Annotated in this window: 15 protein-coding genes; 11 read left to right on the top strand and 4 right to left on the bottom strand. The window is 60.9% G+C overall.

Annotated features, from left to right (window positions below):
• Positions 1-79: 79 nt before the first annotated feature.
• Together BN69_RS12720 and BN69_RS12715 are read left to right on the top strand one after the other, a co-directional pair.
• Positions 80-1,315, top strand: coding sequence for a DUF3047 domain-containing protein (locus BN69_RS12720; RefSeq protein ID WP_014892028.1), 1,236 nt, complete (start codon positions 80-82; stop codon positions 1,313-1,315).
• Positions 1,316-1,465: 150 nt separating this feature from the next.
• Positions 1,466-2,497, top strand: coding sequence for a glycoside hydrolase family 3 N-terminal domain-containing protein (locus BN69_RS12715; protein WP_014892027.1), 1,032 nt, complete (start codon positions 1,466-1,468; stop codon positions 2,495-2,497).
• 3 nt (positions 2,498-2,500) lie between these two features.
• Here BN69_RS12715 and BN69_RS12710 read toward each other — a convergent pair whose 3' ends face one another.
• Positions 2,501-3,457: an N-acetylmuramic acid 6-phosphate etherase gene (locus tag BN69_RS12710; RefSeq protein ID WP_014892026.1), complete on the bottom strand. Its 957-nt coding sequence runs from the start codon at positions 3,455-3,457 to the stop codon at positions 2,501-2,503.
• A 176-nt stretch (positions 3,458-3,633) separates the two neighbouring features.
• Here BN69_RS12710 and BN69_RS12705 point away from each other — a divergent pair, with 176 nt between their 5' ends.
• The 5 genes from BN69_RS12705 to BN69_RS12685 all read left to right on the top strand — a co-directional run bounded on the left by BN69_RS12705 (position 3,634) and on the right by BN69_RS12685 (position 10,468).
• A complete protein-coding gene (locus BN69_RS12705; protein WP_014892025.1) occupies positions 3,634-4,665 on the top strand; it encodes an SIS domain-containing protein in 1,032 nt (343 codons plus the stop codon).
• A 20-nt stretch (positions 4,666-4,685) separates the two neighbouring features.
• Positions 4,686-5,825: an N-acetylglucosamine-6-phosphate deacetylase gene (gene nagA, locus BN69_RS12700; RefSeq protein ID WP_051013460.1), complete on the top strand. Its 1,140-nt coding sequence runs from the start codon at positions 4,686-4,688 to the stop codon at positions 5,823-5,825.
• A gap of 154 nt (positions 5,826-5,979) precedes the next feature.
• Positions 5,980-7,632 carry a hypothetical protein gene (locus tag BN69_RS12695; protein ID WP_014892023.1) on the top strand — a complete coding sequence of 551 codons (1,653 nt, stop codon included), beginning with the start codon at positions 5,980-5,982 and terminating at the stop codon, positions 7,630-7,632.
• A gap of 131 nt (positions 7,633-7,763) precedes the next feature.
• Positions 7,764-9,071 (top strand): ABC transporter permease, encoded by a 1,308-nt coding sequence (locus BN69_RS12690; RefSeq protein WP_014892022.1) that lies wholly within the window; start codon positions 7,764-7,766, stop codon positions 9,069-9,071.
• The gene (locus tag BN69_RS12685) at positions 9,068-10,468 is read left to right on the top strand and encodes an ABC transporter ATP-binding protein (protein WP_014892021.1); all 1,401 of its coding nucleotides are present in this window, start codon (positions 9,068-9,070) and stop codon (positions 10,466-10,468) included. Before BN69_RS12690 ends, BN69_RS12685 begins: the two co-directional genes overlap by 4 nt.
• A gap of 31 nt (positions 10,469-10,499) precedes the next feature.
• Here the strand turns inward: BN69_RS12685 and BN69_RS12680 are convergent, their stop codons facing one another.
• Complete coding sequence (locus BN69_RS12680; protein ID WP_014892020.1) at positions 10,500-11,237, bottom strand: YkgJ family cysteine cluster protein; 738 nt, start codon at positions 11,235-11,237, stop codon at positions 10,500-10,502.
• A 47-nt stretch (positions 11,238-11,284) separates the two neighbouring features.
• Between BN69_RS12680 and BN69_RS19255 the strand changes: the two genes are divergently transcribed.
• Positions 11,285-11,722 carry a hypothetical protein gene (locus tag BN69_RS19255; protein WP_148277113.1) on the top strand — a complete coding sequence of 146 codons (438 nt, stop codon included), beginning with the start codon at positions 11,285-11,287 and terminating at the stop codon, positions 11,720-11,722.
• A 338-nt stretch (positions 11,723-12,060) separates the two neighbouring features.
• Here BN69_RS19255 and BN69_RS19250 read toward each other — a convergent pair whose 3' ends face one another.
• Together BN69_RS19250 and BN69_RS12670 are read right to left on the bottom strand one after the other, a co-directional pair.
• On the bottom strand, positions 12,061-12,261 hold the full coding sequence (locus BN69_RS19250) for a hypothetical protein (RefSeq protein WP_148277112.1): 201 nt from the start codon (positions 12,259-12,261) through the stop codon (positions 12,061-12,063).
• Between the two features lie 16 nt (positions 12,262-12,277).
• On the bottom strand, positions 12,278-13,570 hold the full coding sequence (locus BN69_RS12670; RefSeq protein ID WP_244434940.1) for a carbohydrate porin: 1,293 nt from the start codon (positions 13,568-13,570) through the stop codon (positions 12,278-12,280).
• A 509-nt stretch (positions 13,571-14,079) separates the two neighbouring features.
• Between BN69_RS12670 and BN69_RS19245 the strand changes: the two genes are divergently transcribed.
• The 3 genes from BN69_RS19245 to BN69_RS12660 all read left to right on the top strand — a co-directional run bounded on the left by BN69_RS19245 (position 14,080) and on the right by BN69_RS12660 (position 18,611).
• Positions 14,080-16,170, top strand: a complete 2,091-nt coding sequence (locus tag BN69_RS19245; RefSeq protein WP_014892018.1) for an alpha/beta hydrolase — start codon at positions 14,080-14,082, stop codon at positions 16,168-16,170.
• Between the two features lie 213 nt (positions 16,171-16,383).
• Positions 16,384-18,066: a lysine--tRNA ligase gene (locus BN69_RS12665; protein ID WP_014892017.1), complete on the top strand. Its 1,683-nt coding sequence runs from the start codon at positions 16,384-16,386 to the stop codon at positions 18,064-18,066.
• The gene (locus BN69_RS12660; RefSeq protein WP_014892016.1) at positions 18,066-18,611 is read left to right on the top strand and encodes an RBBP9/YdeN family alpha/beta hydrolase; all 546 of its coding nucleotides are present in this window, start codon (positions 18,066-18,068) and stop codon (positions 18,609-18,611) included. Before BN69_RS12665 ends, BN69_RS12660 begins: the two co-directional genes overlap by 1 nt.
• Positions 18,612-18,652 lie beyond the last annotated feature (41 nt).

Genomic DNA, 18,652 nt, shown 5'->3' with positions numbered 1-18,652 from the left:
GTGAAGCATAACATTCCGCCTTCCGCTGATGAACCCGCGCCAGTCACGCCGCTTCGGCGAAAGATCAGAAAGAAAGCCAATGTGCGTTTATTGTCTCAATCCTTCTCGCGCTGCGAATGGAACGGCGTGGGGCGGCGTTTCGCGGCGCGACATCTTGCGGCGCGCGATGGCTCTCGGCGTCGCCGCGCCCTTCGCGTCCGAGGCCGTCTTCGCCGCCGAGCAGGGCGTTCCCGCGCCGGCGGATTTCAGGAAGGGGATCGAGGATCTTCTCGCCGGAGCGCATTCGCCCGAACTCGCGGACTATCGCGTCTTCGAGATAAACGGCTCCGATCCGCCGTGGATCGATCTCGGCCTTGAGGCCGTGAAAGGTCAGCAGATCACTTTTCTCGTCGCCGGACGATGGTGGCTGTCTCGTCAACATGACCTGTGGTTTCGTCCCGGTCTCGCCTTCCACGCGCGCGTGCGGAATCGACAGCCGATCTTTAGTCCGGGCACGGACACGAGCACCATGACCGCGTCGCATGACGGTCCCGTCGAGGTGGCCCGCTTGGCGACGCTGTACGCCGACGCGGACGGCCGACTTACGATTCCGGCGGACGTTTATCGCAAGGACGACGTGAGAATGACCGGCCTTGCGCTTCTATGGCGCGGCGACGCCGCCACTGGCCTCGCGAGCCTTCTCGCGAGCCTTGCCGCCGCGAGTGGCGACGTCGGCGCTCTTATGGCGACGGAGCTCGCGCGCCTGCGCCGTAATCGCAGGCTGCCGGAAGGCTGGTCCAATCTCTTTTTGCTCGGCGGCGGCGAGGAGAGCTTCGTCTGGGACGCGAACGGCGAGATCGTCTGCGAGAGCGCGGGAGCCGCTTCCATCATCGAGCGGCCGCTGACTCTTCCACTCGCCTCCGCTCCGAAACTCGGCTGGCGTTGGAAGATCGACGAGCTGCCGTCTGCCGTACCGGAAGATCAGGCGCCCGTTCACGATTATCTGTCCATCGGCGTGAAATTCGACGACGGGCAGGACCTCACCTATATCTGGAGCGCGGCGCTGCCCGAGGGCAAGGTTTTCCGCTGTCCGCTGGCCGGCTGGAACGCCATCGAGACCCATATGATCGTCGCTTCCGGCACGAAGGGCCTCGGATCGTGGCGGGAGCTGGAACGGGACGTCGCTTCCGACTACGCCGCCCATATCGCCGGATCGGCCAAGGCGATCAGCCATGTCTGGCTGTTGGCGATCACGCCGTTCCAGCGCCGCCGCGGCGCATGCCGTTTCGCCGACATCAGGGTCGAGACAGCCGACGGCGCTGTGCGCAAACTCTGATATCGCGGCTACAGAGTTGAGGACGATGCGCCGCCTTAACGAGCCTCCGACATGTAGTTGAGTCTGACATCAGCTGATCAGCGCAACATCGAGGTGGATGGCGTCGAGCGACTGCTTTGACAGTCCTCTCGCCCTTACCATCTTACGCTCATGGACCTCCCGATCGGCGAACTGTTCATCTTGGGTTTTCGCGACCCGCTCATCCCTGGCTGGCTGCGGGATTTCGCCCGTAGCTTCGGCTTGGGCGGAGTCATTCTTTTCGATTACGACTGTACCGATAAAAAATTCGAACGGAACGTCTTTGACCCGGCTCAGCTCGAGGAGCTTTGCGAGGGACTTCACGCTCTCCCCTCGCGTCCGCTGATTTTTATCGATCAAGAAGGCGGCAAGGTCCGCCGGCTGAAGGAAGAGCGCGGCTTTATTGCGCTGCCCAGCGCTCGCCAGTTCGGTCGACTGACAGACTCAGAACGACGGGAGGTATTACGTCCCTCCTATGCGCAGATGCGACAGATCGGCATCGATGTGAACCTGTCGCCGGTCGTCGATCTCGACATAAACCCCGACAGCCCGGATGTGGGGTCCGTCCAGCGCAGCTATTCGAGCGATCCGAAGGTTGTCAAAGAATGCGCGGAGGCGCTGGCGGAAGTCGCTGCTTCGGTGAATTTGAAACTCTGTTTGAAGCACTTCCCCGGAACCGGCGGCGCGAAGGTGAACCCCCATGACCATGTCATGGATCTTTCCGATTGCCTGACCGATGCGCAGGTGAATGTGTTCAAGGAGCTGATCTTACGCGTGCCGATGGTCCTGTTCAGCCATGGCATCGTGAATCAATGGGAGAGAGACACGCCCGTCTGCCTCTCCGCCGTCGCGGTGGATAAAATGCGCGCCTGGGCGCCGGACGCCTGCATCCTGACCGACGATTTGCAAATGCAGGGCGTGCAAAAGCTGATGTCGACGGGCGAGGCCTGCGCCAAGGCGGTTCACGCCGGCGCGGATTTGATCCTCATCGGCAACAACTTGAAGGACGAGCAGGACCAGGCGGCGGAATTCGCCCGTCGGCTGCTCCAGGCCTACGCGCAGGATGCGTCGATGCGGGCGCACGCCGAGGCGTCGATCACACGCATACGGAAGCTGAAATCCGAGTGCAGCGCGAGCGCGCAGAGTCTAAACCGGCGCGATTAAGCCCTATTCGTGCGTCGCGTCTTCACGAATATACGGCTGGCTCTCTCGAAGGTCCGCCGCCTTTGGCCGCTCGACCATCAAGCTCATGGCGCGACGCAAATGGCCCTCTGCCTCTTCCAACGCCGCCGCCGCCTTGGCGAGCCCGTGGCCCTGCAGCAAGAGAAAGGCGAGCTTCACGCTCCCGCCGGCGCGCTGCAAGGCTTCATGGATCTCCTCGTCGCCGCGGCCGGTCAGCCGCGACAGGATTTTTTCGCTCCGTCGGACCAGTTTCTTGTTCGAAGCCTGCACATCCACCATGAGGCCGTCGTAGACGCGCCCGAGCAGGATCATGACGAGCGACGAGAGCAGAATCAGTGTAATTCGCTGGGCGGTACCCGCCTTCATCCGCGTCGAGCCGGCGATCGGCTCCGCGCCGGTTTCGAGAAAAATCGCATGGTCGGCCTCCTGGAGAAGCGGCGTCCCGCGATTGTTCGCGACGCCGATCGTCAAGGAGCCTCTGTTTTTCGCCTCGCGCAAACAGGCGAGCGTAAATGGCGTCGTGCCGCTTGCGGCCACCGCGACGGTCACATCGGACGCCCCGATCTCATGCCGCCGAACGAGTTCGACCGCCTGGTGGTCCTGGTCTTCGGCGCCTTCGACGGCGTGCAGCAGGGCGGTTTGTCCGCCCGCCATGAGGAGCAGAAGCCGATCTTGCGGCCAGCCGAAGGTCGGCATGAGCTCCGCCCCATCCTGGGCGGCCAAACGACCGGATGTGCCCGCGCCGACGTAAACGAGCCGTCCAGGCCCGCGCAGCCGGCGCTCAATCGCCAGCGCCGCCCGCTCAATCGCCGGTCGCGCGGCGCGAACGGCGGCGACGGCGGAAAATTGCCCCTCGATCATCGAATCCAGGATCTCGGCCGGCTCCCAGACGTCGATCTTGGCATAGCGCGGACTTTGGCGTTCGGTCTCCGTCGGGCACATCGGCGCAATTCCAGCTGATATGGCGCATATGGCCAAATGCTGGGAAGAGTTCAAGCTAAGCTTCCTGTCAGCCCGCTCATGACGCCGGCGCCGACGCGGGAGCTGCGCTGGAACTTGCTTTCCCGCGCGTCCGGCTCAATCTCTGTGCTGATGGGTTTGACCGGAAGCCTCAACCAATGACCGTCCTCGACGCGCAGATGATTTCCGATATGCGAGAGGCTCCGGCGGCCGTGCGACGGCAGGGTGACGGGCTCGCCGAGGTTCTCCCTATGCTCGCGGATCGCTTACGCCGCACGCCGCCTCAAGTCGTCGTCACCTGCGCGCGCGGCAGTTCGGCGCATGCCGCGACCTTCGGCAAGCATCTGATCGAGCGATACCTCGGCGTCGTGACGGCGCCCGCCGCGCCCAGCATCACCACCATCTATCATCGGCCTCTGCGCCTGACTGACCAGCTCTTTCTCGCGATTTCACAGTCGGGCGAAAGCAGCGACATCATCGAACAGGCCGCCGCGGCGCGCGCTTGCGGCGCGGTGACCGCCTGCATCACCAATGACCCGGCGAGCGGGCTGGCGCAGGCCTGCGAATTCGTGTTGCCGATGACGGCGGGCCCCGAGCTCAGCATCCCTGCGACCAAGACCTTCGTCGCATCGGTTGCGGCGCTTGCCCGACTGGTGGCCTTCTGGGCCGAGGACGAGCCGCTCGCGAACGCGCTGGTGTCATTGCCGGATCGCCTCGCCGCCGCCGGCGACCTCGACTGGAGCGGCGTCCTGGAGAAGATCGCAGGCGCCGAAAGCCTCGTCACGATCGGACGCGGTCCGACGCTCGCCATCGCGCGCGAGGCCGCCCTGAAACTGAAGGAAACCTCGGATCTGCATGCGGAATGCTTTTCGTCGGCCGAATTCCTCCACGGCCCGGTCGCTCTGGTGGCGCCTCACTATCCCGTGCTCATGTTTGCGCCGACCGACGCCGCCGCCGCGGGCATGACGCAGCTTGCCGCGGATCTCAGGGCAAAGGGAGCGGCGGTCTTCATCACCTCCTCGAACGAGCGGACTCCGGACCGGCTTCCAGCATTGCCTCCCCAACATCCCGAAACCGACGCGATCTGTCTGATCCAGAGCTTCTACGCCATGGTCGTCCGCCTGGCGGCGATGCGCGGAAAGAACGCCGACCGGCCGCGCCACCTGCGCAAGATCACGCGCACGCGATGAACGGCTGCTCTCGATGCGCGGTGGCCGCGGACGTCGTCTTCGACGGCGACGAAAAACATGACGACTTCGCCGTCGTCATCGAAGATATGCAAATCGCGGCGCTGACGCCGAGATCGGATGTCCCCTCTTCGATTGACGTTTACGACGTCCCTCAAGGCGCATGGCTCGCGCCCGGCTTTATCGACATTCAGGTCAACGGCGGCGGCGACGTCCTTTTCAACGCCGATCCGACGCCCGCCGCTCTGGCGAAGATGGCGCAGGCGCATCGCAAGTTCGGCGTGACGTCGCTTTTGCCGACGCTCATCACCGACAGCGATGAGGCGATGGCGGCGGCGCTTGGCGCCGTCAGCGCAATCATGCCGCGCGAGCCCGGCGTTCTCGGGATCCATCTCGAGGGCCCTTTTCTGTCGCCGGAAAAGCCGGGCGTTCATCGGCGCGCGTTTATCCGCCGCCCGCAAGCCCATCATCGCCAGATGCTCGGCGCGTTTCGCGCGGGCGTATTGCTCGTGACGCTCGCGCCAGAGGAGGCGCCCGACGGCTTCATCGCCGAACTTGTCGCCGCGGGCGCGAAGGTCTCGCTCGGTCATTCGATGGCGACTTATGCGCAAACCCGCGCCGCGATGGCGCAAGGCCTGACGGGCTTCACGCATTTGTTCAACGCGATGCGTCCGCTTTCCGCCCGCGAGCCCGGACCTGTCGCGGCGGCGCTCGAGTCGCCCGACGCCTTTTACGGGATGATCGTCGACGGCGAGCACGTCGCGCCCGCAATGCTAGGATTGGCGATGCGCGGCGTCGGGCGCCCCATGCTGGTGAGCGACGCCATGCCGCCGGTCGGCGGGATAAAGGCGGAGTTCGATCTCCTTGGCGCGCCGATCACTGTGCGCGACGGCAGTTGCCGGACGCAGGAGGGCGCGCTTGCAGGATCGTCGATCGAGATGGCGAGCGCGGTGCGCAACTGCGTGCGGCTTCTCGGCCTGCCTCTGGAGCAGGCGCTGCGCTGCGCCTCTCGCCACCCCGCCGAGTTTCTGGGGCTCGGACGCTCGCTCGGGCGGCTCGCGCCGGGATATCGCGCCGACATGATAGCGTTCGACCCGACGGATATTTCGGTTTCCGCCGCTTGGGTCGCGGGCGAAAGATCGGATTATTGTCCGGGGGCGTAGCTCATTGGCCGCGTCAGAAGCGCGACCACCTCGCTCAAGCGAATCTTGAGCATCGACAAAAATGCTTGCCGGGCGAAGAACTATATCGCAGACCTTTTCGACGTCTCGATCCAATGGATGGGATCAAGCTCGCTGCGCGCTTAGGGAGAGACCGATGACTACCGATCAAAACTTCCCGTCGGAAAAAGTGGCGTCGGAGATCGCCGCGCCGCAGGTTGCGCGGGCTCACGATCAGCGTGGCCGGGTGGAACGCCGAGAAGTGCTGCGCGCCGCCACGGCCGGAATCATCGGGACCATCTTAGGCGGCAAATCCGCTAACGCGACAGGGCTGTTCTCACGGCTGATGGGAGACTCAGCGTCGGCGGCGGAGGCGAATGCGCCGCGTCTTGCGACGCTCGGCGACTATGTCTGGCTCACCCCGACGAAGCTCGGCGGGGGTGCTCAGGTGCAGGATCTTGCGACCGGCAAGACAATGGCCTGGATCGAATATTGGAATTATGGCGACAGCTGCCCGATCGCCCATCATCTCGCGGCCTTCCCTTCGGCCGACCCGCGCAAGGGCTTCGAGTTCGTAAACTCGACTCAGGGTGCGCAGAACGTCCTGATTTATGGCATCCCCACGCAGATCCGAGAACATGGAATGCTCGATCCTTTGTGGGGCCAGGGCAATCAGATCTATCGCGTCGGCTTCGACGGGCAGCAGATGAATTTGCTCGAGAATGTCGCCGAGACCACGGGGATCGGACTTGGCGTGCACACCGTCATCTTCCCGGATGCGTCTGGCTTCACGGTCGCGGACGGGCAAAAGGATGTGGTCGCCTTCTTCAATCGCGCGACCGGAAACCAGAAGACGACGGTGATCGACGCCTTCCGTTTCGACTGGCGTGGAAACGAGCCGGACGGCGTGCTCGAGGACAATTGGTTCAAGGGAGGGACCGTTCGCGTTTCCCGTCTCGTAAAGGCGCCTGACACCGGGCTCTATGATTATCGCGGCGTCAGGGGAAACAAACTCGATTGGGAGATGGTGCCCATGGGCGAGTATCTCGCCTATTCGGGACAGCTTCCGGGCGACTCGGTGAAGACGCTGACCGGCGCCGATAATTGCGTCCACCATCCCATCCATCCGCTCTCGCTGGTGACGCTTCGCATGTTCGCCGTCGGCGTCGTCATCGACCGCACGACGATGGAGCCGGTTGCGTGCATCTCTTCTCCGGACGGCACGACCAAGGAAAGCATTCCGGTCAAGAAAATCGCCGACGGCATTTGGGACATTAAGCTGGATAATGTCGTGTCGTCGGGACACGAATGCGGTTTTGGGCCGCATGGCAAATGGTTCACGATGACGAACAACACCCGACAAAACAGCATGGGCGTGTTCGATTGTTCGGACCGCGATCCGCGCAACTGGAAGCGAGTCACCCAGTTCAAGGATTCGCACTGGGTCGGCTCGACGCCGAGCCCGTTCCACATCACCTATTCGATGGACGGCTCAAAGATGTTTGTCTCCGAGCTGCATCGCAAGCCGGCGAAAAGCGCCATCGTCGTCGTCGACACCAATAGTTGGACGACGATCAAGCGCTTCGAGAACGTTGGCGTTGACCTGCAGACCATGCATGTCACCTATGACGGCAAATATGTGCTCGCGATCTTCAGCGGATTCCAGCGGCTCGAAGGAGGAACCTTCATCTTTACGCAGGATACGCTGGAGCCCGTCGGTTATATCCCGAACTTTGGCGGTCACCACGACTGCGTCATTGTTCCGCGGAACAACGAAGAATTGATCCACAGCCGCTGCACCACGGTCTGACAGGATCGGAACCCGCGAAGACGACTCTCGCTTGCGTCCGGCGACGAGCCTCTCAAGCGATCGCGCCTACTCAACGAAGCGGCCCCGCCTCATACGCCAGGCCGCATCGACCTGCAGACAACGGTTCCGCTATGACGAAACGCCATCGCGCGCGCTTCCTGCTGGTGCGGCTCGGCGCTCAGAACGTCGGCCGTCGGCTGCTGCGCAGTCTCCTGCTCGGCTTGGCGGTGATGATCGCCGTCGGGGTCGTCTTCTCCGGCTTCGTCACCGGCTGGTCGTTGCGGGAAGGAATCTTGACGACCTTTTCACGAATGGGCGCCGATCTCCTTGTCGTGCCGCGTGGCGCCCTGGTGAACATCACCAGCACGTTGCTCACGATACAGCCGACGGATCTCGATCTGGATGCTGCGCTGGGCGACAAGCTCAGAGCCGTTCCCGGCGTGGCGAAGGTCGCCGCGCAGCGTCTCATCCGCGCGAGCGTCGAGGGGCGCGCGATCAATCTGATCGCCTATGATCAAGCGACCGATTTCACCGTCGAATCCTGGCTGCCCGCGGGGGAGAAACCCGTAGCGGCCACGGGGGGCCTGCTTGTTGGGGAGCGGGTCGCGCTGAAGACCGGCGAAGCCCTGACGATTTGTGGCCGTTCGCTGGTCGTGACGGGCCGATTGGGCCGAACCGGCGTGGGCCCCTTCGATGAATCTTATTTCATCACCTTTTCCGCGCTCGACGAACTTGTCGCCGCCGCGATCCGGGCGCGCCCTGCGAACATTCCTGTTCATCCGCCCGCGACTTCGCCTTCGGAAGAGGTCGATGCGACGCATCATGATCACGCCGCAGGACGGCCTGAATGCCTTCCGTCAATCGCGCGGGATCGTGTCTCTGCATTTCTCCTGCAGCTGTCGCCCGGCGCCTCGGCGGAGCAAGCGCGTTTCGCCATCGGACAGATCCCGGCAATCAAAATTGTCACGGGCAATCCGATCTTCACCGCTGCGCGCCAATCGCTTGGCAGTCTTTTCTGGGGCGTGGCGATCTTTGCAGGCTTGCTGATGCTGGCGATCTTCTTTCTCGTGTCGTTGTTGTTTTCCGCCATTGTCCAGGAGCGCTATCGCGAAATCGGCGTGCTACGGGCCATGGGCGCGCGGCCGGCGCAGATCATATCGATCACGCTTATCGAGGCGGGTCTCATCACAGGCTTTGGCGGCCTGTTAGGCATCGGCGCGGGTTTCGCGCTGATCTTCGTTTTTGCCCGTTCTCTCGGTTTTTACTTCTCGTCTCTCGGCGTGCCCTTCGACGCCCCGCCTGCAGGAATCATAGGGATCGCGGCGGGCGCCGCCGCGCTCTGCGGCGTCGCGATCGGCGTCGGAGGGGCTTTCGTCGCCGCCTGGCGGACGCGGCGTCTCGAACCCTATGCGATGATCCAGATGGAAAGCGCGCGATGATCCTTTGCGCGAAGGGGTTGCGCAAGCATTACGGCGGCGATCCTGGCGTCGACGCGGTGATCTCCGCCGATTTGATCGTCGGCGCAGGCGAGTTCGTTTCGATCGTCGGACGTTCCGGTTCGGGTAAATCGACGCTGCTCGCCATGGTCGGCGGGCTGACGGCGCCGACCGCGGGCCGGGTTCAACTGGCGGGGAAAGAGATCTGGGATCTGTCCGAGGCGCAGCTTGCCGACGTCAGGCGGGAGCGGATCGGCTTCGTCTTTCAGTTCCCGAGCCTCCTCCCGAATCTTCGCGCCATCGACAACGTCGCCTTGCCGGCCCTCCTCGGCGACACCGTCACGCCAGAACGCGCCTATGCGCGCGCGCAAGGCCTTATCGCCCGCGTCGGCCTGAGCGAGCGGATGACGACCTTTCCGGGACAGATGTCCGGCGGCGAGCAGCGTCGCGTCGTCATCGCTCGGGCTTTGATCAATGAGCCGCAACTGCTTCTTGGGGACGAACCGACAAGCGATCTCGACGAGGAGACGGAAGAAGAGATCTTCGCGCTGCTCGACGATTTGCGACGAGAAGAAAATTTCGCCGTGGCGCTCGTCACGCATAACCATGCGCTGGCCCAACGCGCCGATCGCATGTTCGAGATGCGGCAAGGAATTCTCCTCCCGAGCGACGCGCCGCGCGGCGTCGCCCCTGCGCCGATCCGGCGCCCCCAACCGCCCGCGCCAAAAACGCCCGCGCCGGTCGGCGCCGATGCAGGCGGCGCGCGCGATTTCGAAAAACTCGGCAAGACGCTATGGGCGACGGCGGGACGCATCTTCGCCGCCGCGGCGCTGTTGTTCGTCATTGCGTCTGCGGCGAATTACGGCGTCGCGCGCTACCAGCAGTATGAGCTTGACGCCGGTCGGCAGCGACTCGCCGCGCTCGAAGAACTTGCGACGTCGACTTTGCAGAGCGACATCGCGTCGATTACGCAGCTCGGCGACGGCCGTTACGAGGTGACGATTTATCTGGAGAACACAAAAGCCGAACAACCCATCTACGTCATGTCGCCGAGCGTGCAGGGTTTCGTGCAGGTGGGAGTCGGCTGGCAGGAAGCGCCGCTCACGCCGATCGAGGACGCGACCGCCGCAGTGCTGAAAGTCACAGGCCGGCAGCTCTACCGCTTCGTTCTTGAGGCCCGCCTCGCGAAATTCACCGAGTTGTTGCCCCACTACATGCATGTGCGTTTCAGCAACACCATGCTTGTCAGTCCCGAGAGCACGCCCACCAATGAGTTATTTCAACGCGTCGATCATTATTACGTCTATCTGAAACCGGACAATGTAGACGACACTACGATCGCAAAGGATGTCCGATTTCCCGGTCCGCCTCCGCTCTGGATCTGGATGCCGCCGCATTGACGTCTCTCCCTCCGACCAGCGCCATCGCCCTCTATGCGGTGGCGGCGGCGTCCAAGATCGCCGCTGCTTCATTGAGGTCGAAGTCGGGAATCCGCGCGTTGGCCAAGGGATCTTCGCCTGATATCCATTGTTCGAGCGCCTGCGGCGCGGAGAGCGCGCAATTAAGCGCTCTGTTGACCTCATAGAGTCCCCAAGCCAGTCCGGCGCGCCGCAGCGCCGCCATCAGGGCGTTCTGAACGAGGCTGCGGACAACCAGATGCGGCGTGGAGATCGGCGCTTCGACGGCTTCGCCTCTCACCGCCGCAAGGCATAAGGCCTTATCGAAGGCCGCATGACCGCGGCAGGCGAGCGGACGAATTTTATAGGCGAGGCATAATTCGCCTTCGATCAGCGGGCAGGCATGCTGGGCGGTCAGCCGCTGTTCTTCGGACAGGCCGCCAACGGCCTGATCGGCGTCGGCGATGCGCTTGCGGAGCATGATGCCACGCTCCCGAAAGGCGGCGGCGTTGACGGAAATGAAGCGCGCGAGCAGAAATATTTCCGGCGCCGTCGCGACGACGCGAAGGCGGCAACAGGCCGCGCATTCTCCCTGACAGGCGAGGGCTGGCGCGCCTTCCGCCTGAAGGGCGACGTTTTGCGTGAAGCTGTCAAAAGCTTGCCCGCAGAGCAGTCCGACGAGCTCTGGGCGACCCCGGCAGGAGCCTATCGTTTCGCTGAAGCCTTGCGACGCGGCCTTGAAGAAGGCGGAAGGGCTGACATCTGCGCTCACTCGTATCTTCTCCACCCTTGCGCTGGTGAGATGAGCGGCGGCCGGGCTTGGCCCGCGCCGGCCTCGGTGGCGAACGCCCAATCTCGTTGAGCGTCGATCCATCCCGCCGCACAGCCAGCGTATCGCGTCTGCTCTGGGCGCGCGAGGTTCAAGGCCTGCGGCGCCGCTTTAATGGAAAGGGATCAGGCGCAGCGGCGCGCCAAACTCGGCGCCGCTCACGCCTTGGGGCCACGCTCAAGAAAAAACCAAAACGCAAGCGCCATCCAGAAGATGATCATTGCGGCGCCCCAAAGAAAAATACCAAGCTGAGGTCCGTCGTCTCGGCTGGTCGCCGTGACCGGTCGCCGAGCCGCATCATGCGCATCGTCATCAATGTCGCGCTGCGATCGGAGCTTTTGTCGCTCTGGCGCAAGAACCGGCTTGACGAGACGCCCGCAATATTCGCCGTGCGGATTTGGTTGCGGAAAGCCCAACGCCCCGCCTGACCTTTCGGGAGCGATCGCCGCGCCATTCGAGCGTTTGGAGTCTGCGGTGGCGCCGCCGAGGCGGAGGCAATGCGGTCGCATCTATTTCTTCGCGTCCCTGGCCCTGCTGCTTTTCGCCACTCGATGCGAGCGTGCGCCGAACTCCGCCACGAAAGAAAAGACGGCTCCGTATCGATCCGCCGCGTCAGACTTCAAGAGCCGATTCCCTACCCGGATCATTATCCACAGTCATTGTAGCCGACTCTGGCGCGACGGTCTAGTTATTTCGCTTTTTCAGGATAAGTCTCGGTGATTGAATACTATTTCTGATCTGTTCTGTCCTCTGGACTATTATCGTTTCACTGCACGACGCCGGTGGTCGTGCCCCAAGTGAAAGGTGAAGCGCGCGTGAGCGGCGTGAACGACATGGTCGTTCCGATCCTTTTATCGTCATGCGCGGGGAGCGGGGCGCCGATCGGCCGAAGACAGGCTTTGGCGATCGCCCTGCGCGTCGCGCAGATGCGCATGCACGTCGACGACGGGAAATCCCAAGGACTCAATCGTCAAATCTGTCCCCTAGAATATCGTCTGCAGACGCAGGCCGAGATAGCTCGCCCGCGCCCGCAGCGGATTCCACGGATCGATGATCTGGACGTCGCCCGAGAGCCGCAGCCATCGGGTCACCGCGAAATTATAGAAGGCCTCGACGCCGCCTTCGCTGCGACGATTGATTCGCCGCGCCGCCAGTCCGGAAAGGAGCGGCTGGGTCAGCCCGTAATGATAGAAGCCGACGCCCCAGCGATCGTCCTCACGACCGGCCATGAGATTGTAGCCGGCGAGACCGACGATCATGCTCCATCTGACCGGATTGGGATTGCCGTCCGACAGAGTCGCAAGCGTGAACAGGCCCCAACCGAGTTTAGGGTCCGTTTCGCTCTGCATCAGATACTGCTGGACGGCGTAGGAGACGAACCAGAAGCCCTTTTTCGTCAAGCCGCGAAGGCGCGCGATCGACTGTCGGGTTTCGCCGATGTCGTCGAGGTCGAAGCCGCGCGCATTGCTGTAGGCGACGCGCAGCGTGTGGTATCCGTTGAGGCCGCCGATCTCGATGGGGACGCTCGCCATCAGACCGGCGCCGACGCCGCGCTCGAAGGGCCGCGTGATGACCCGCGCCTGCTGAGCGTTGCGCGGATCGGCGACCATGACCCTGAGGTCGAAATATTTGGTCTTGAGCGCGGCGACGCCGCCGAGGAGATAGGGCGGCGCGATAATCAGCCGGTCGGCGACGCTCTCCGGCGAACTGACGCCGATGCCGGTCGAGGGCAGCGCGAAGGCCCGGTTCATGAAGGTGTCGATGCCGCCGCCGCCGACCAGCGGGGTCTGCGCGGCGAGGGTCAGCATGTTGAACTTGCCGATCGTCACCGAAAGGTCTTCGCTGAGCTCCTGCGTCAGCGTCATCGACAAGGCCGAGTGATAGCCGTCGATCTCGATAAACGCCTGGGCGACATTGACCGGCAGCAGCGCCAGATCCTGCCGGTTCAAATTGCGGCCGAAGTAATGCTCATATTGCGCGTTGAATTTGAGCCCTTTCCAGAAGCCGAGCTTCTCGCCGTCGACGCGCAGAAACATGTCCATCTTGCCGCCGTAGCGCGCCGTCCGATCGATCGCGCCGGCGGTGATGCCCTGGTAGAACTGGGTGATCCAGACGTCGACGTCGATCCCGAACTTGCGCAGCTGATCCTTGGGGCCGCCCGGCGTGTCGGTGAGCGACTTCTGCTTGGCGAGAGAGACGGCGTTGTCTTCGGCGCGGGCGGGGGCGCCCATCGTCCCGACAAGGGCTGCGAGGCTGGCGCCGGCTGCGGCGAGCAAGCTGCGCCAGCTCGGTCGTCTGTTTGGGGCGGGCGGCCTGCTCGTTCGTCTCCGTCGCCACATCTCGCTTCGGCCCCGCGCGCCGGATGGTGAATCAAATACGCATTCGAGCTTACGCCGCCGCGCTTGTCTATTGACGGCGCGCAACAGTCGCGAGCTTTCCTTGTCCGAAATGGCCCAGGCGGTCGTGTATTTGGGCCGGCATGCCGACCTCAGCCGGCGGCGGCGGGTCAGTTCGAATTTTAAGTTTGCTTGAATTTCAGGTTGTGACTGAGCGGTCGTTGAGCTTTTGCCCTTGTCCGCGCCTTTCTTGACCATCGTCGGATGTCAATGACTTGACGGTTAAGCGGAACTGGAGGCGATCCAGCGAATCGCAGCCGAATTGCGCTAGCTTGCTACGACACCAAAATGGATGCAGATTTGCGCTTAAAAGACTAGCCTGGGCTCACCTTTTCGCACCACGAAAACTCAAGTGAACACCGGGGCAATCCGGGCGAAGGAACAATACCATGTCAAGCACAAGTATTTTTGAGCACACCTTATTTTATCCAAGCGGCTTGTCAGAAGAATTGATCGTATTTTTACATGGCTGGGGGCCATTTACAAAGAAACATGTGAGCGCTATCGCCAAAGTAATTACCGGAGAAGATTTAAATATTAGCGAAACTTCTGAAAAATCTAGCAATTCGATATTATACATTTTGTTTGCGCTGTTTATTTTGTTTTGCTTGTACTTCTCATATATATTATGGACTAATTCTTGGTCATTAAATTTTTCTTCAGTTATTGATTCGATAAAATCGATTGTGAGTCTCATAATTCGTGGCCTAAGCGTTTTGCTTGTAATGTTTTTTTGCCTAGTCGGATCATTTATCTTAGCGCTTTCAACTAATCCCGCTTCTGAAGAAGCTGGCGATGACGCTTTTGCTTGGAATGACAGCCTAGGCTCCCTCATGGAATCTGTTTCGAAAGCTTTGCCAGATGCTGATCTGCTCGTTCCATTTTATGATGCTGCTATTTTTTCCAACGCGGACGCATTCCTTCTTGCGAGCAGATTGGACGAATTACTCCAAAGCAAATTTGAAGAGAGGCAGAAACGCGGTAGAGAGTATAAAAAGATTATATTGGTAGGCCACAGTATTGGCGCGCTAATTATACGAAAGGCATACATGTACGGCCTTGGAGCGACCGAGGATCACCCAGTTTACATGAGAACCACAAAGCAGCGGCCTTGGACAACAAGGGTGGAACGCTTAATCCTTCTAGCGCCAATGAACAGAGGATGGAGTCTCTCTCCCAAACCCAAACATATGACCTGGATAAATTTCATATTTTATTCGTTTATTATGGGTGCGGGGCAAGCCACTGGATCGGCTCGTCTTGTTCGAAGTCTAAAAAGGGGGACGGGATTTGTATCGAATTTACGCCTGCAATGGACGAGAATGTGTGTAGCGCAGCCCGATGCTGTCGCGCCGGTTATCTTACTTTTAGGCGACACCGATGACATGGTGAGTCAAGATGATCACCAAGATATTTTGGCTTCTTCCAAGTTCATATTTATCCCGGTCCCTTCTAGCGGACATGCCAGCATCGTTAAATTTCATGAAGGTGAAATAGGTCAAATCCGAACTTCGAAATTCTTGAAAGCCCTATCACAGCCAATAGCAATGTTGCAAAATGAATTTCAAAGCGATACTCGTAATATTGAGACGTTACCAATAAAAATTCAAAAGGCGTATCTCAGTGATGATTTAAAACAAGCGGGAGACGTTGTTTTTATCTTGCACGGGATTCGAGATTTTGGACATTGGACTGCAGAGCTAAAAAACGAAATAAAAAGATTGAACGATAATACAAAAATTATCACAAGTGGTTATGGTTATTTCCCCATTCTCAGGTTCTTATTTCTTGGATCAAGGCGTCGGAACGTCCTTCTCTTCATGGACTGGTATACGGAGTCGATTGTTTCGAATCCAGGACGGGAAATCAGCTTCGTTGGGCACAGCAATGGCTCTTACATTTTGTCCAGTGCATTGGAAAATTATGCAACTGTCAAGATAAAGAATATTGCGCTATTGGGCTCCATAATGCCTCGGAAATTCCCTTGGGATGCTTATGTCGCGGAGGGTCGAGTTAAAGCTATCCGTAACGACGTTGCTTCGGATGATTGGGTGGTTGGCGTTTTTGGGAGCTTCTTCGAATTTTTCAGTGAAAATCTCGCGGTAACGATGGGAACGTTTGGGGAAATCGGAACCAGTGGGTTTCATGGTTTTACCAATAACGCGGCTCACGAGTTCGAAAATAAATTCTTCTCTGGAGGACACGGGGCCGCGTTATCTCCTACAAATTTCTCCTCTCTTGCTAAATTTTTGGTGTCGGGTCACTCGAATGTCGATTCTAATCAACTTGCTTCACGACAGTCCAATTGGATTATTTGGCTATCCAAATTCAGCGTTTTACTAATCATAGCGGCAACCGGATTTATAATAGCAATCGGTTTTTGGATAGTGGGTATTATTCAGAGTTTGGTGGGCCTAGGCGTTGTATCGTCGTGGCTCGCATTTTGCGTGTTATTAGCAGTGTTATTATTTGTATTTTGATTTCCAAATCGAAGCAAAATTTTGGTGGGCGCGTCGGACGATCGCGTTATGACCCTACCTATGCTTATAGTTTTCAACTCCGTTGCAGTTCTGTTCTTGGCGCTTCGCGGCATTCAAATCGACCCGCTGCGCAGCCGGCTTCTTCGTTGACGCTCCCTCCCGCGCTCCCTACTGTGCCGCGCTTCCCGCTACAGATTGGCCAGTTCGCATCCCATGTCCGCATCGCTCCTATTGTCGCCCGAACTCGTCGAAGCCGCGCGCGTCTCGCCCGCCTGGCCGTTCGAAGAGGCGCGAAAGCTCGTCAAACGGGTCGAGGCGAGCGGTCAGAAGAGCGTGCTGTTCGAGACCGGCTATGGCCCTTCGGGACTGCCGCATATCGGCACCTTCGGCGAGGTCGCGCGCACCAGCATGGTGCGCCGCGCGTTCGAAGTCATGACCGAGGGCAGGATCGCCACGCGCCTCCTCGCCTTCTCCGATGACTTGGACGGGCTGCGCAAGGTCCCCGACAACATCCCGAATAAAGAACTCGTCGCTGCCCATCTCGGCAAGCCCTTGACGCAGGTGCCGGACCCTTTCGGCACGCATGACAGTTTCGGGGCGCATAATAATGCGCGGCTGCGCGCCTTTCTCGACGCCTTCGGCTTCGAATATGAATTCGCGTCGTCGACGGAATATTACAAAAGCGGCCGTTTCGACGCGGCGCTAAAGCACATGCTGGCGCGCTACGACGCGGTGATGAAGATCATGCTGCCGAGCTTTCGCGAGGAGCGCGCGGCGACCTATTCGCCGTTTTTACCCGTACATCCAAAGACCGGCATCGTCATGCAGGTTCCGCTCGATTCATACGACGCGGAAGCCGGAACGATCTCCTGGACCGATCCCGATACGGGCGAAAAATTCGTCACGCCCGTCACCGGCGGCCAGTGCAAGCTGCAATGGAAGCCCGACTGGGCGATGCGCTGGTATGCGCTCGACGTCGATTATGAAATGGCCGGCAAGGACCTCATCGACTCGGTGAAGCTCTCGGGCGCCATCGTGCGCGCGCTCGGCGGGCGGGCGCCGGAAGGATTCAACTACGAACTCTTCCTCGACGAAAAGGGCCAGAAAATATCGAAGTCGAAGGGCAATGGCCTGACGATCGAGGAATGGCTGACCTACGCCAGCCCCGAGAGCCTGGCGCAATTCATGTTCCAGAAGCCCACGGCGGCGAAGCGGCTCTATTTCGACGTGATCCCGCGCGCGGTCGATGATTATCTGAATTTCCTCGACGCCTATCCGCGCCAGGATTGGAAGAACCGTCTCGGCAATCCGGTCTGGCATATCCATGCGGGCGATCCGCCGGAGGCGGAAACACTCGTACACACGGGCGAGGCGAAGGGAACCAGCGTCTCCTTCTCCATGCTGCTCAATCTCGCCGCCGTCGCCAACGCCGAAGACCCCGCCCTGCTCTGGGGCTTTCTGCGCCGCTATGCGCCGTCCGCGACGCCGGAAAATCATCCGCGGCTCGACAGGCTCGTCGGCTACGCCGTCGCCTATTTCCGCGATTTCGTGAAGCCGGCGAAAACCTATCGCGCGGCGGACGAGGTCGAGCGCGCGGTGCTGCAAAAGATCGACGAGACGCTCTCCGGCATGGAGCACGCAAGCGCCGAAGCGATTCAGACGGCGCTCTATGACGTCGCCCGCGCCGTGCCGCGCTACCAGGATTTTGCCGCCAAGGGCGCGACGCCGGAGCGCCCCGGCGTCTCCAACGACTTCTTCAACATGCTGTACGAAGTGCTGCTCGGCGAGAAGAAGGGGCCGCGCTTTGGCTCCTTCATTGCGCTTTACGGCGTCGCCGAGACGCGCAAGCTGATCGAGGATGCGCTCAACGGCGCCTTCGCGCGCGAAACGGCCTGATGCGCGCAGCCGACGCCGACATTGTGATCCATCCCGGCCTCACCGGCGGCACGGAGGATCACTGGTACAGCCGCTGGAAGAAGAAGCTCTCCACCGCGCGGGGCGTGACGCAGCGCGACTGGAGCGCATTGTCGCGCGCGGAATGGGTGGACACGCTGACCCGCGACATCGCCGTCTCCGAGCGTCCCGTCGTCGTCATCGCCCATTCGCTCGGCGTGATCACGACGTTGCATGCGGCGCCGCGCATCGCGGAAAAAGTCGCCGGCGCCTTTCTCGTTGCGCCGCCCTCCGACAGCGTGATGCTGGAACTGCCGATCGACCCCGAATTTGCGCCGGCGCCCCGCGCCCGCCTGCCCTTCCCGGCGGTTGTGGTCGGCAGCAGCGACGATCCATACGCCGATCTCTTGTTCGCGCGGCATCTCGCGCGCGATATCGGCGCCGCCTTCATCGACGCCGGCGCGAGCGGCCACATCAATGCCGACAGCGGCCATGGGCCCTGGCCGGAAGGCTCCCTCGCCTTCGCCAATTTCATGGCGAAACTCTAACGCGCGTCATCAGTTCGGAGTATTGACACGCTACTGGCGAT

It is taken from the genome of Methylocystis sp. SC2, from assembly GCF_000304315.1.
Classification (GTDB): Bacteria; Pseudomonadota; Alphaproteobacteria; order Rhizobiales; family Beijerinckiaceae; genus Methylocystis.
The sequence above is the reverse complement of the archived record's forward strand: the minus strand, read 5'-3'. Positions and strand labels throughout refer to the sequence as shown.